A 13,599-nucleotide genomic window follows, 5' to 3' on the forward strand; every position below is an offset into this window, starting at 1 on the left:
CCCGATGACTGACCAAGCCCCCGCTATCGACAAACTGCTGAAAAACCTCGACCACGCCATGCTCGCCGATCGTCACCGGTTGCGGCGGCAGTTGCTCGAACTGCGCAAGAAGCCCGATGAGGCCAAGCTGGCCCAATGGGTGGCGCGCATGCAAGCGTCGTGTGACCAGGTGCTGGCGCGCAAGGCCAGCCTGCCGCTGATTCGCTATGACGACAATTTGCCGATCGCCGCCAAGCGCGACGAAATCAAAGAGGCGTTGCTCAAGCATCAGGTGCTGATCATCGCCGGTGAAACCGGCTCGGGAAAAACCACGCAGTTGCCGAAGATCTGCCTGGAAATCGGCCGCGGCCAGTATGGCTTGATCGGTCACACCCAGCCCCGTCGGATCGCCGCCCGCAGCGTGGCGAGCCGGGTGGCCGAGGAACTGGCCACGCCGTTGGGCGCGTTGGTGGGGTATCAGGTGCGCTTCGAGGACCAGAGCGACACCAACACCCTGATCAAATTGATGACCGACGGCATCCTGCTGGCCGAGACCCAGAACGACCGCTACCTCGAGCGCTACGACACGATCATCGTCGACGAAGCCCACGAACGCAGCCTGAACATCGATTTCCTGCTGGGCTACCTCAAGACCCTGCTGCCGCGCCGCCCGGACCTCAAGGTGATCATCACCTCGGCGACCATCGACCTGGAGCGCTTTTCCAAGCATTTCGACGACGCACCGATCGTTGAGGTCTCGGGTCGCACCTTCCCGGTGGAAACCTGGTATCGCCCGCTGACTCTGGAGCAGGACGAGGAGGGCAACCGGGTCGAGGACGACTTGACCGTTGACCAGGCGATCCTCGCCACCCTCGATGAGATCGCCGCCTATGAGCGCAGCGAACGCCGCAGCCCTGGGGATGTGCTGGTGTTCCTGCCGGGTGAGCGGGAGATTCGCGATGCGGCGGAGATGCTGCGCAAGGCCCAGCTCAAGCACACCGAGATCCTGCCGCTGTATGCGCGGCTGTCACCGGCTGAGCAGCAGCGGATCTTCCAGTCCCACCCGGGCCGTCGCGTGGTGCTGGCGACCAACGTCGCTGAAACCTCGCTGACCGTGCCGGGTATCCGCTACGTGATCGACAGCGGCACCGCGCGCATCAGTCGCTACAGCTACCGAGCCAAGGTCCAGCGCTTGCCCATCGAGGCCATTTCCCAGGCCAGCGCTAACCAGCGCAAGGGGCGTTGCGGGCGGGTCGAGCCGGGGATTTGCGTGCGGTTGTACAGCGAGGAGGATTTTCTTGGGCGGCCGGAATTTACCGATCCCGAGATCCTGCGCACCAACCTGGCGGCGGTGATCCTGCAGATGCTGCACCTGCGCCTGGGTGAGATCACCGAATTCCCGTTTATCGAACCGCCGGATGGCAAAGCCATCAGCGACGGTTTCAACCTGCTGCAAGAACTCTCGGCGGTGGACCGCAACAGTCAGCTGACCCCGCTCGGTCGGCAATTGGCGCGCCTGCCGGTGGACCCGCGCATGGGCCGCATGCTGCTGGAAGCGGCGAAGCTGGGCAGCCTGCAGGAAGTGTTGATCGTCGCCAGCGCCATGTCGATCCAGGACCCGCGCGAACGTCCGCCGGAGCGTCAGCAGGCGGCCGACCAGGCCCACGCCCAGTGGAAGGACCCGGACTCGGACTTCGCCGGGTTGGTCAACCTGTGGCGCGGTTTCGAGGAGCAGCGCCAGGCCCTGACCGCCAGCCCGCTGCGCAACTGGTGCCGCAAGAACTTCCTCAACTACCTGCGCCTGCGCGAGTGGCGCGACGCCCATCGCCAGTTGAGCCTGATTTGCCGCGACATGCAGTTGGGCCTCAACAAGGACCCTGCCGACTATCCGAAACTGCACAAAGCGGTGCTCTCGGGTTTGCTCAGTCAGATCGGCCAGAAAACCGAAGACGGCGATTACCTCGGTGCTCGCCAGCGGCGGTTCTGGGTCCACCCCTCGTCAGGCCTGGGCAAGAAGCGTCCGCAGTGGCTGATGACCGCCGAACTGGTGGAAACCACCAAGCTGTACGCACGCATGGTGGCCAAGATCGAGCCGGACTGGATCGAGCCGCTGGCCGGGCACCTGATCAAGAAAAACCACTTCGAACCCCATTGGGAGAAGAAGCGCGGGCAAGTGGTGGCCTATGAGCAGATTACCCTGTTCGGGCTCATCGTCGTCGGCCGGCGGCCGGTGCATTACGGGCCGGTGGACCCGGTGGTGTCCCGTGAGCTGTTCATCCGCGAGGCGCTGGTGCGCGGCGAGATCCAGTCCAAGGCCAAGTGCCTGGGCGCCAATACCCGCTTGCTGGAGCAACTCGACGAACTGGAAGCCAAGGCCCGCCGCCGCGACATCCTGGCGGACGAGGAAACCCTGTTCGCGTTCTACGATGCCCGTTTGCCGGCCGAGATCCACCAGACCGCGACGTTCGATAGCTGGTATCGGATCAACAGCCAGAAAGACCCGCAATTGCTGATCATGCGCGAGGAAGACGTGTTGGCCCGCGAGGCCAGCGAGGTCACCGCCACGCAATACCCCGATACCTTGCGTGTCGGCGACCTGACCTTGCCGCTGAGCTACCACTTCGAGCCCAACCATCCCCGCGACGGCGTGACCTTGCGCGTGCCGGCACCGTTGTTGCCGATGCTGCCGCCGGAGCGCCTGGAATGGCTGGTGCCGGGGATGATCGAGGCCAAGTGCATCGCCCTGGTGCGCAACCTGCCCAAGGCGCTGCGCAAGAACTTCGTGCCGGTGCCTGACTTCGTCAAGGCTGCGCTGCAGCGCATCACCTTCGCCGAAGGTTCGTTGCCGCAGTCTCTGGGCCGTGAGTTGCTGCGCATGACCGGCGCACGGGTCAGCGACGAAGCCTGGGCGGAAGCGGCCCAGCAGGTGGAAAGCCATCTGCGCATGAACCTGGAAATCGTCGACGGCCAGGGCAAGTTCCTCGGCGAGGGCCGCGACCTGGCCGAGCTGACAGCACGCTTTGCCGAGGCCAGCCAGGCGGCCTTGGCCGTGCCGCAAACGGCAAAAAGCCAGGCACCGGTGGAGGCGAAGGTCTTCGCGCCGGTGGCCGAGAAAACCCAGCAGAAGATCGCCGGGCTGTCGATGACGGTCTATCCGGCGCTGGTGGAAGAGGGCGGCGTGGTCAAGGAAGGACGTTTCCCGACCCCGGCCGAAGCCGAATTCCAGCATCGCCGCGCCTTGCAGCGGTTGTTGATGCAGCAACTGGCGGAGTCGGCCAAGTTCCTGCGTGGCAAGCTGCCGGGGCTGACGGAGCTGGGTCTGCTGTACCGCGACTTGGGCCGCATCGACGCTCTGGTGGAAGACATCCTGCTGGCCAGTCTCGACAGTTGCGTGCTGGAAGGCGAAGCGAGCCTGCCTCGTGACGGCGCCGCGCTGGCGTCCCTGGCCGAGCGCAAGCGTGGCGGCTGGACCGAACACGCCGAACGGCTGGCGAAGCTGACCCTGGATATCCTCAAGCTCTGGCATGGCCTGCAAAAGCGCTTCAAAGGCAAGATCGATCTGGCCCAGGCCGTGGCGCTGAACGACATCAAGCAACAGCTCAGCCATCTGGTGTACCCGGGCTTCGTGCGCGAAACCCCGCATCAATGGCTCAAGGAACTGCCGCGCTATCTCAAGGCCATCGAGCAGCGTTTCGAGAAGCTGGGCAGTCAGGTGCAGAAAGACCGGGTCTGGAGCGGCGAACTGTCGAACCTCTGGGCTCAATACCAGACCCGCGCCGGCAAACACGCCCAGGAAGGCAAGCGCGATCCGCAACTGGAGCTTTACCGCTGGTGGCTGGAGGAATACCGGGTGTCGCTGTTCGCCCAGCAACTGGGGACCAAGGTGCCGATTTCGGACAAGCGCTTGGGTAAGCAGTGGGGGCAGGTGGAGGGGTGATCGCAGAAGTACCCCTGTGGGAGCGGGCTTGCTCGCGAATGCAATTGCACATTCGACATTGATGCAAGCTGATCCACCGCTTTCGCGAGCAAGCCCGCTCCCACAGGGTTTTATGTGGTGAAGAAGGGAGCATGGGCCAAAAGCCAGCGTTTATGGCAAACTTCGCGCCTATAAATGCCGGTCCCGTGGTTTTGAGTTTCAATTCCCCGGGCGGATCGGAATAAAGCGATGCCAGGTCTGCTTCCCCAGGATGGGAAAAGACCCTTTGCGTATTGGTACGTCGGTACCAATGCTTTCTGCCTGAACAGATCAGAGACACGACCATGCATAACGTCGTCATCAGTGGCACCGGCCTGTATACCCCGGCCAACAGCATTTCCAATGAAGAGCTGGTGCAATCCTTCAACACCTACGTCGCGCAGTTCAATGCCGACAACGCCGAAGCCATCGAGCGCGGTGAAGTCGAGGCATTGACCGAATCCAGCGCGGCGTTCATCGAAAAGGCTTCCGGCATCAAGAGCCGCTTCGTCATGGACAAGGACGGTATCCTCGACCCGCAACGCATGACCCCACGCCTGCCCGAGCGCTCCAATGAACAATGGTCGGTACTCTGCGAGATGGCTGTCGGTGCCGCAAAACAAGCGCTGGAGCGTGCCGGCCGCACCGCCGCCGACATCGACGGGGTGATCGTCGCCTGCTCCAACCTACAGCGCGCCTACCCGGCCATCGCCATTGAAGTCCAGGAAGCCCTGGGTATCGAAGGTTTCGGTTTCGACATGAACGTGGCCTGCTCCTCGGCGACGTTCGGCATCCAGGCCGCCGCCAACAGCGTGCAACTGGGCCAGGCTCGGGCGATCCTGATGGTCAATCCCGAAGTGTGCACCGGCCACCTGAACTTCCGTGACCGCGACAGCCACTTCATCTTCGGCGACGCGGCCACCGCCGTGATCATCGAGCGGGCGGACCTGGCGACCTCGCCGCACCAGTTCGACGTGGTCAGCACCAAGCTGCTCACCAAGTTCTCCAACAATATCCGCAACAACTTCGGCTTCCTCAACCGCGCCGCGGAGGAGGGCATAGGTACCCGCGACAAGCTGTTCGTCCAGGAAGGCCGCAAGGTGTTCCGTGACGTGTGCCCGATGGTGGCCGAGCTGATCGGCGCTCATCTGCAAGAAAACCAGCTGAACGTCGAGCAGGTAAAGCGTTTCTGGCTGCACCAGGCCAACCTGAGCATGAACCACCTGATCGTGCGCAAGCTGCTGGGACGCGAAGCCACCGAAGAGGAAGCCCCGGTGATCCTCGACCGCTACGCCAACACCAGCTCGGCGGGGTCGGTGATTGCGTTCCACCTGAACCAGGATGATCTGCCCAGTGGCTCGGTCGCGGTACTCAGTTCGTTTGGAGCGGGGTATTCGATTGGCAGCGTGATTCTGCGCAAGCGTTGATCACTGAGCTTGCTTGGACGAGGGCGCTTTGTTGTGGCGAGGAGATAAAACCCCTCGCCACGGTAGCATCACCAAGCATAGGCGTTTGAATGATAGCCAACGATGACACTCAACTGCTCCAACGCTTGCTGGCGGGGGAGCAACGCGCCTACAAGGAACTGGTCAGCACGTACCAGAGCCCGATGCGTGCGGTCGCCTATGCCATTGTCGGCAGCCGCCATGCCGACGAAGTGGTGCAGGACGCCTGGCTGTCGGTGGTACGCAACCTCAGTGGTTTCCAGGGCCGTTCCAGCCTCAAGACCTGGCTGTTGACCATCACGGCCAACGCTGCCAAGGGGCGCTACAAGCAGAACCGTCGCGAGGTGCTGCTCGACGATCTGCCGGCGCCCCATGGCACGCTCGGCGATGATCGTTTCGCCGCCGATGGCCACTGGCTGCTGGCGCCGTTCGCCTGGCACCAGGACACGCCGGAAGCGTTGCTGACGGAGAGCGAATTGCGCGATTGCCTCGAGCACACGCTGCTCAGCCTGTCGGAACTGCAAGGCAGCGTGCTGACCTTGCGCGAACGCCAGGGGCTGGAGCTGGAAGAAATCTGTAATCTTCTGGACATCTCGCTCTCTAACGTACGCGTGCTGTTGCATCGCGCCCGGCTGAAGGTCTTCGCGACCGTGGAACATTTCGAGGAGACCGGCGAATGCTGACCTGCAAGGAACAAGTGGCACGCTCCAGCGATTATCTCGACGGCCAGCTGAGCTTTCGCGAACGCCTGATGGTGCGTCATCACCTGATGTTCTGCCCCAACTGCCGACGTTTCATCCGCCAGATGAAGCTGATGCAGGCCACCCTCAGAAAGCTCCCCGAACCGCCCGTCCCCGACCTGGATCACCTTGCCGAAAAGCTTGCCGCCGAGCGCCGCAGGCATTCTCGCTGAACCTTGAGTTCACGACGTCACCCTGTGGGAGCGAGCCTGCTCGCGATAGCGGTCTGGCAGTTGACCGGGATGTCGACTGACATGGCCTCATCGCGAGCAGGCTCGCTCCCACAAGGGGCGGTTAGATATAAAAAAACCTGGCGTTGCTGAACCGGTGGGACCGATGCAACAACGTCAGGCTATAAAATGCGCGTCGGGCGTCCTTGCCCGAGTCGTGAGGCGGGTGATCAGAACTTCGCTTCAGCATCCAGTTGCAGGGTGTTGATCTTCGAGTCCTTCAGCGTGGCGTTGGTGTAGTCGGAGTCGGCCATGAAGTACGTCGCGCCGAGCGAGAAGTTCTTGTCCAGTTCGTAGCTCGCTTTCAGCTTGCTGCCACGGGAACCGGTGAAGCCGTTGGCGAAGTCGGAGTCGGTGAAGGCACCGACCACGGCGTTACGCTGTACGTCGCGATAGTTGTAGTCCAGGCCGAAGCCGAAAACCTTGGTCTTGGCACCCACCAGCCAGCCCATGTCCTGGTCGTTGCTGGCGTCCTTGTTGTTGACCACCTGGCCGTACAGCGACAGCGGCATGGGCAGGCCGCCGATGTCGAGTTGACCAAAGCCTTCGTACAGCTTGAACTGTTCGTTCGCGCTGTTGCCGTTGATGGCCAGGCGGCAGGTGTTGGCCGAGCAGGTATTGCTGATGTCATTGTCGTTGTCGTAGGCGTAGATGCTGCCGCCCAGGGTCATTTTCAGATTGTCGGTGATCGCGAAGCGGGCGCCCAACTGACCTGCGTACAGGCGCAGGTCGTGACGGAACTGTTTGCCTTCGCCGTCCACGTTGTCTTTGAGAGTGTAGTGACCGGCGCTGCCGAACAGCTCGGTGCTGGCGCCCAGCGGGTATTTGTAGGACGCCGACAAACCTTCCGGGCTGATGTCGCTGTCCCAGATGATGTCGCCCATGCTCACCCATTGCTGTGGCATCTTGCCGCCCACGAGGTGCAGGTTCTTGATGGCGTCCGGGTGGTAGTCGACATAGCCCTGGTCCAGCCACAGGTCTTTCTTGGTGAAGTTGTTGTCCAGGCTCTGGTTGGTAGAGCGCGAGTCGTTGTCGCTGCCGGTGGCGATGCGGATGCCGGTGTCCACCTGCGGGTTGATTTCGCTGTAGGCACCCAGGCGAACGCGGATACGTTGGCGGTCCTGGTCACCGGTGTTGGAGACGCCATCGTTCTTCACGGTTTCCTGACGGAAGCGCACGTCACCTTTGAACTGGGTCTTGGCCGCCCATGCCAGCTTCTGGTCGAAGGAGCTCAGCTCGTTGGTTTTCTTCGCAGTCGCGACGATCTGTTCATTGGTTTCCTGCTGAGCCTGGCGAGCGATTTGCTGCTCCTTTTGATCCCGGGCCAGTTCGGCTTGCAATTCGGTGTACTGCGCGGTGGTAATCGAACCGTTGGCTTTGAGCATGTCGAGCAATTTGGCGTCGACTGCGGCGCTGGCCGGTACACTCATGGCCAGCAGCAGACCGCTACACAGGGCCGCCGCAGTTTTCGTGGAAGCAAGACGCATATCAATCTCCGAAGGATGAGAGAGGATGACCGGATCATCCAGGGCACAACCGACCGTTGAAGGACGGAACAAATGACCGGGTTAGAACCCAGCGCTCTAAAAACAGGCGCCAGTATCGCGATGGTTTATTGCAATGCGATGGCAATGTGGTGGCACGTCGGTGACGATTCGGTGCTTTTACGAACGCCGCTGAACAGGTCTTGTCGACCCCGCGGGGTGTGGAACTCATGGCGATAAGCGATACTGGCTACGCTCTGAATCGCCAAGTGGAGAGGAATCGATGCCGTTGCAGCGCCTGCACAGACTGTCTGAAATAGTGCCTCGCACCTGGGATGCCCTGGTGCCGGAACGCCAGCCGTTTCTGCGCCACGCCTTCCTCAGCACATTGGAGGACAGCGGCAGTGTCGGTCCGCATTCCGGATGGCAGCCCGAGCATCTGTTGCACACGGACGGTGACCGACTGATCGCCGCGTTGCCCAGCTATCGCAAGTGGCATTCCTATGGCGAATACGTGTTCGATCATGGCTGGGCAGACGCCTGCGCGCATGCCGGCATCGACTACTACCCGAAACTGCTGACCGCTGTGCCGTTCAGTCCGGTCAGCGGGCCACGTCTACTGGCGGCCACGGTCGAAGACGGTTTCGAGTTGCTCAAGAGTTTGCCGGGCTACCTGGAAATCGAAGGGCTTTCCAGTGCCCATATCAACTTCACAGATCCCTTTACCGACACGGCACTTGCCGCGCAAGAGGGGTGGCTGCAGCGGATCGGCTGCCAGTACCACTGGCACAACCGCGACTATCGAGACTTCCAGGATTTTCTCGACGCACTCAGTTCCCGCAAGCGCAAGCAGATGCGCAAGGAGCGCGAGCAAGTGGCGGGGCAGGGTATCGACTTCGAATGGTTCGAGGGGCATCAACTGGACGAGGCGCAGTGGGATTTCGTCTATGCCTGCTACGCCAATACCTACGCCGTACGCCGACAGGCACCGTACCTGACCCGGGAGTTTTTCAGCCTGCTGGCCGAACGCATGCCCAAGGCCATCCGCGTGGTGCTGGCCAGGCAAGGATCGCGACCGGTGGCGATGGCGTTCAGCCTGGTAGGCGGCGACAGTTTCTACGGGCGTTACTGGGGCTGCCTGGCAGAGTTCGACCGCCTGCACTTTGAGACCTGTTTCTACCAGGGAATGGATTATGCGATTGCCCAAGGTTTTCAGCGATTCGATGCCGGCGCCCAGGGCGAGCACAAGCTCATTCGCGGTTTCGAACCGGTGATTACCCGGTCGTGGCATTACGTACGCCATCCCGGGTTGAAGGCCGCGGTGGCGGATTTCCTCAACCGGGAACAGGAGGGGGTGTTGGCGTATGCCGAGGAGGCGAGAGGGGCGTTGCCGTATCGGCAGTGTTGATGTTTCTGGCTGAAATGGGGTCCTGTGGCGAGGGGATAAATCCCCTCGCCACAGATAAATCCCCTTGCCACAGGGGGTTGAGTCAGAATTCAGTCAATCCCCACAAACCCTCCCGTCTGGTGCTGCCACAACCGCGCATACAACCCGCCATGGGCCAGCAGTTCGGCGTGGCTGCCGGTTTCGGCGATGCGGCCGTTTTCCAGCACCACCAGCCGGTCCATCCGGGCGATGGTCGAGAGACGGTGGGCGATGGCGATCACGGTCTTGCCTTGCATCAGCGTCTCGAGGCTTTCCTGGATCGCCGCTTCCACTTCCGAGTCGAGTGCGGAGGTCGCCTCGTCCATGATCAGGATCGGCGCATCCTTGAGCAGCACCCGGGCAATGGCGATGCGCTGGCGCTGACCGCCGGAGAGTTTCACACCGCGTTCACCCACATGGGCGTCGAAACCGGTGCGGCCCTGGGCGTCCGACAGCAGCGGGATGAACTCATCGGCACGGGCCTTGTGTACGGCTTCCCAGAGCTGCGCGTCGGTGGCGTCGGGCTTGCCGTAAAGCAAATTGTCGCGAATCGAGCGGTGCAGCAGCGACGTGTCCTGGGTGATCATGCCGATCCGTTCACGCAGGCTTTCCTGGCTCACTTCGGCAATGTCCTGGCCGTCGATGAGGATCCGCCCGCCCTCGACGTCATAAAGACGCAGCAGCAGGTTGACCAGGGTGGATTTCCCCGCGCCGGACGGGCCGATGAGACCGATCTTTTCCCCAGGCTTGATTAGCAGGTTCAGGTCGCCGATCACACCGCTCTTCTTGCCATAGTGGAAATCCACATGCTCGAAGCGCACTTCGCCCCGACCCACGGCCAATGGCTTGGCGTGCTCGCGGTCAGTGACGCTGACCGGCTGGGCAATGGTCTGCAGGCCGTCCTGGACCATGCCGATGTTTTCGAAGATGCCGTTGACCACCCACATGATCCAGCCAGACATGTTGACGATACGGATCACCAGCCCGGTTGCCAGGGCAATGGCACCGACGCTGATCAGCGACTGGGTCCACAACCATAGCGCCAGGCCGGTGGTGCCGACGATCAGCAGCCCGTTCATGCTGGTGATGACCACATCCATGCTGGTCACCACGCGGCCGGCCAGTTGGGCTTTTTCGGTCTGCTCCTGGATGGCTTCGCGAGCGTACTGCTGTTCGAAATGGGTGTGAGCGAACAGCTTCAGGGTGGTGATGTTGGTATAGCCGTCGACGATCCGACCCATGAGCTTGGAGCGGGCATCGGACGACACCACCGAGCGTTCCTTGACCCGTGGCACGAAGTAATAGAGCGAGCCGATATAGGCAGCGATCCACAGCAAAAGAGGGATCATCAGGCGCCAGTCGGCTTCGGCGAACAGCACCAGCGAGCCGATGGAGTAGATCAATACATGCCACAACGCGTCCACGGCCTGCACCGCCGAGTCCCGCAGGGAATTGCCGGTCTGCATGATGCGCTGGGCGATGCGCCCGGCGAAGTCGTTCTGGAAAAAATTCAGGCTCTGCTTGAGCACATAGCTGTGGTTCTGCCAGCGGATCAGGCTGGTCATGCCGGGGCTCAGGGTCTGGTGCACCAGCAGGTCATGCAAGGCCACGAAAATGGGCCGCAGGATCAGCGCCACCACGGCCATCCAGGCCAGTTCCAGGCCATGGATCTTGAAGAAGTCGACGTTGGGCGTGCCTTGGGCGAGGTCGATGATGCGACTCAGGTAACTGAACAGCGCCACCTCGATCAGTGCGCCGATCAGGCCCACCACCAGCAGGACGGCGAAGCTCGGCCAGACTTGTCTCAGGTAATACGTGTAGAAGGGCAGGACGCGGTTCGGTGGGGCCGAACTCGGGGCGTCGCGGAAGATGTCGATCAGCTTTTCGAAACGGCGATAAACCATGGTAAACAGCCCGGGCAGGGCTCTCCTTTTTTTGCTGTGAGCGGCACGGGATCGCCGTCGCCGCTCAGGCTTGCCCTGTACCGTCAGTCAACGATGCGCTTGGCCGACTTGATGATCACAGGGTCGATCGGCACGTTTTGCATGCCTTGCTTGGTGGTGGTCTGGGAGTTGACGATGATGTCCACCACGTCCATGCCCTTGACCACTTTGGCGAATACGGCGTAACCGGCATCACGGCCCGGGTCGAGGAACGCGTTGTCGGCCACATTGATGAAAAACTGGCTGGTGGCCGAGTTCGGATCGGAAGTGCGGGCCATCGACAAGGTGCCGCGAACGTTATGCAAGCCATTGCTGGCTTCGTTCTTGATCGGCGCCTTGGTGTCTTTTTGTTCCATCTGCTGGGTGAAGCCGCCGCCCTGGGCCATGAAGCCCGGGATCACTCGGTGGAAAATCGTGTTGTTGTAGAAACCGCTGTCCACGTACTTGAGGAAGTTTTCGGTACTGATGGGGGCCTTGACCGGGTCCAGTTCGATTTCGATCTGGCCGTTGGTGGTTTCCAGCAACACGTGGGGCGCTGGTGCGGCCATCAGGTTGGCGGCAAACAGAACGGAGCCGGCGGCGAGGGCGATCTTTTTCAGCATGGGTTCATTGATCCTGAGTGGTGGAATCGATTGCGATCAAAAAGTCGAGCAGGGTTTGGTTGAAGCGTTCGGGTTGGTCCAGCGGCGTAGCGTGCCTTGAATCGGTGAAGACCACCAGTCGGGCATCGGGCAACTGTTTTACATAGGCTTCCTTCAGGGCCACCGGGGTGTAGTCGTGGTCGGCGCAGATAACGAGGGTTGGACAGGCAACCTGCGAGAGTCGTTCCTGGACACCCCAGCCCACGACGGCATCGAAGCTGGCGAGATAAGCATGTTTGTCGTTTTTTGCCCAGCGCCGGGCCATTTCAAGGCGTAAATCCGCCTGTTCGGGCTTGGGGAACAGCTTGGCTCCCAGGGCCTTGCCGATGGTCTCCAGGCTGAGGATACGCATCAGGCTCCAGCGCTTGAACCATTGCCAGCAATCGTCCAGCGTGCGGATCTTGACTTGCGGCGCGCTGTTGACAATGCACAGGCTCTTGACCCGCCCGGGCTCGTCCACTGCCAACTGAAAGGCGATCATGCCGCCCATCGACCAGCCCACCAGATGTACCGGGCCCAGGTCCAGGTGATCGATCAGGGCGCTCAGGTCGGCGCTGAAACCTTCGATGCTGTAGGGGCCGCGGGGTTTGTCGGAGCGTCCGTGGCCGCGCACGTCCACCACGATCAGGTGGTAATGGGCGGACAATACCGGGATCTGTTTTTCCCAATCCAGGGTGCTGGAACCCAGCCCATGGACCAGCAGCAGCGGTGCGCCGTGGCCGTATTCCTCGTAGTGCAGATTGCAGTCTTCGTGTACGAAATAGGCCATCGGCGAACTCCTTGTCAGGCTTGTTCAGGGGCGGCGAACGGCGCATCCAGAGGCGCGGTATCGAAGGTGCGCAGCAGTTCGATGAGGATTTGCGTGGCCGGGCCCAGGGGTTTTTCCTTGTTCGAATACAGGTAGAAGCTCGGGTTGCGGCTGCCCCCCTGATCCAAGGGTAGCCGCTTGAGCGTGCCCTCCCGCAGTTCCCGTTCGATCATGTGCCGGGGCAGCCAGGCAAAGCCCAGGCCGCTGCCGACGAAGGTCGCGGCGGTGGCGAGGCTGCCGACGGTCCAGCGTTGCTCGGCACCGAGCCAGCCCACGTCCCGGGGTTGCTGGCGACCGGAATCGCGGATCACCACTTGCAACTGACTTTCCAGGTCCTGGAACGTCAGCTCGCGATTGAGCCGGTGCAACGCATGTTCGGGGTGGGCCACGGCGACGAACTCCACGTCGCTCAGCTCAGCACCGAGATAGCCGGGGATGCTGAAGCCAATGATGGCCAGGTCGGCGACGCCTTCGAGCAGCACCTCCTCCACACCCGACAGCACTTCTTCCCGCAGGCGTACCCGGCAGCCGCGGCTCTGCGGCATGAACGCCGCCAGGGCCCGGACGAGGCGGGCGGTGGGGTAGGCGGCGTCGACCACCAGCCGTACTTCGGCTTCCCAACCCTGTTCCATGTGATGGGCCAGGTCTTCCAGTTGGCTGGCCTGTTTTACCAGCTGCCGGGAGCGCCGCAACAGCACGCCGCCAGCCTCGGTCAGCACCGCTTTGCGTCCATCGATGCGCAACAAGGGCACGCCGAGCTGATCCTGCATGCGGGCCACGGTATAGCTCACCGACGATTGGGAGCGGTGCAACACGTCGGCGGCCTGGGCGAAACCGCCGTGGTCTACCACGGCCTGCAGGGTTCGCCATTGATCAAGGGTCACGCGGGGCGCTTTCATATTGAGCTCCTCTTGTCCTAAGCTGGCGGTCCCTTGGTGGAGACAGCCG

General features: G+C 62.0%; 10 protein-coding genes. 5 read left to right on the plus strand and 5 right to left on the minus strand.

The annotated features are described in order from the left end of the window. The first annotated feature begins 4 nt into the window (after window positions 1-4). From hrpA to FBY02_RS24545, 4 genes are all read left to right on the plus strand, one after another. Window positions 5-3,916, plus strand: a complete 3,912-nt coding sequence (gene hrpA / locus FBY02_RS24530; RefSeq protein ID WP_144930719.1) for an ATP-dependent RNA helicase HrpA — start codon at window positions 5-7, stop codon at window positions 3,914-3,916. Between the two features lie 323 nt (window positions 3,917-4,239). Continuing rightward, on the plus strand, window positions 4,240-5,361 hold the full coding sequence (locus tag FBY02_RS24535; protein ID WP_144930721.1) for a beta-ketoacyl-ACP synthase III: 1,122 nt from the start codon (window positions 4,240-4,242) through the stop codon (window positions 5,359-5,361). A gap of 89 nt (window positions 5,362-5,450) precedes the next feature. Continuing rightward, window positions 5,451-6,062: an RNA polymerase sigma factor gene (locus tag FBY02_RS24540; protein WP_144930723.1), complete on the plus strand. Its 612-nt coding sequence runs from the start codon at window positions 5,451-5,453 to the stop codon at window positions 6,060-6,062. Beyond that, entirely contained in the window at window positions 6,056-6,292 is a 237-nt protein-coding gene (locus tag FBY02_RS24545) for an anti-sigma factor (RefSeq protein ID WP_024780432.1), read from the plus strand. The genes FBY02_RS24540 and FBY02_RS24545 overlap by 7 nt, the downstream gene beginning before the upstream one ends. 227 nt (window positions 6,293-6,519) lie before the next feature. Here the strand turns inward: FBY02_RS24545 and FBY02_RS24555 are convergent, their stop codons facing one another. Then, on the minus strand, window positions 6,520-7,836 hold the full coding sequence (locus FBY02_RS24555; RefSeq protein WP_144930726.1) for a putative porin: 1,317 nt from the start codon (window positions 7,834-7,836) through the stop codon (window positions 6,520-6,522). Window positions 7,837-8,116: 280 nt separating this feature from the next. On the opposite strand from FBY02_RS24555, the gene FBY02_RS24560 reads away from it, so the two are divergent. Then, window positions 8,117-9,241, plus strand: a complete 1,125-nt coding sequence (locus tag FBY02_RS24560) for a GNAT family N-acetyltransferase (RefSeq protein ID WP_144930728.1) — start codon at window positions 8,117-8,119, stop codon at window positions 9,239-9,241. 89 nt (window positions 9,242-9,330) lie between these two features. On the opposite strand, the gene FBY02_RS24565 is transcribed toward FBY02_RS24560, so the two are convergent. The 4 genes from FBY02_RS24565 to FBY02_RS24580 all read right to left on the minus strand — a co-directional run bounded on the left by FBY02_RS24565 (window position 9,331) and on the right by FBY02_RS24580 (window position 13,550). Beyond that, window positions 9,331-11,163, minus strand: a complete 1,833-nt coding sequence (locus FBY02_RS24565; protein ID WP_144930730.1) for an ABC transporter ATP-binding protein — start codon at window positions 11,161-11,163, stop codon at window positions 9,331-9,333. Window positions 11,164-11,246: 83 nt separating this feature from the next. After that, window positions 11,247-11,804 carry a peptidylprolyl isomerase gene (locus FBY02_RS24570; protein WP_144930732.1) on the minus strand — a complete coding sequence of 186 codons (558 nt, stop codon included), beginning with the start codon at window positions 11,802-11,804 and terminating at the stop codon, window positions 11,247-11,249. 4 nt (window positions 11,805-11,808) lie between these two features. Then, entirely contained in the window at window positions 11,809-12,612 is an 804-nt protein-coding gene (locus FBY02_RS24575; RefSeq protein WP_144930734.1) for an alpha/beta fold hydrolase, read from the minus strand. A 14-nt stretch (window positions 12,613-12,626) separates the two neighbouring features. Beyond that, entirely contained in the window at window positions 12,627-13,550 is a 924-nt protein-coding gene (locus tag FBY02_RS24580) for a LysR family transcriptional regulator (RefSeq protein ID WP_144930736.1), read from the minus strand. Between the last annotated feature and the right edge of the window lie 49 nt (window positions 13,551-13,599).

It is taken from the genome of Pseudomonas sp. SJZ078 (genome assembly GCF_007828255.1).
Classification (GTDB): Bacteria; Pseudomonadota; Gammaproteobacteria; order Pseudomonadales; family Pseudomonadaceae; genus Aquipseudomonas.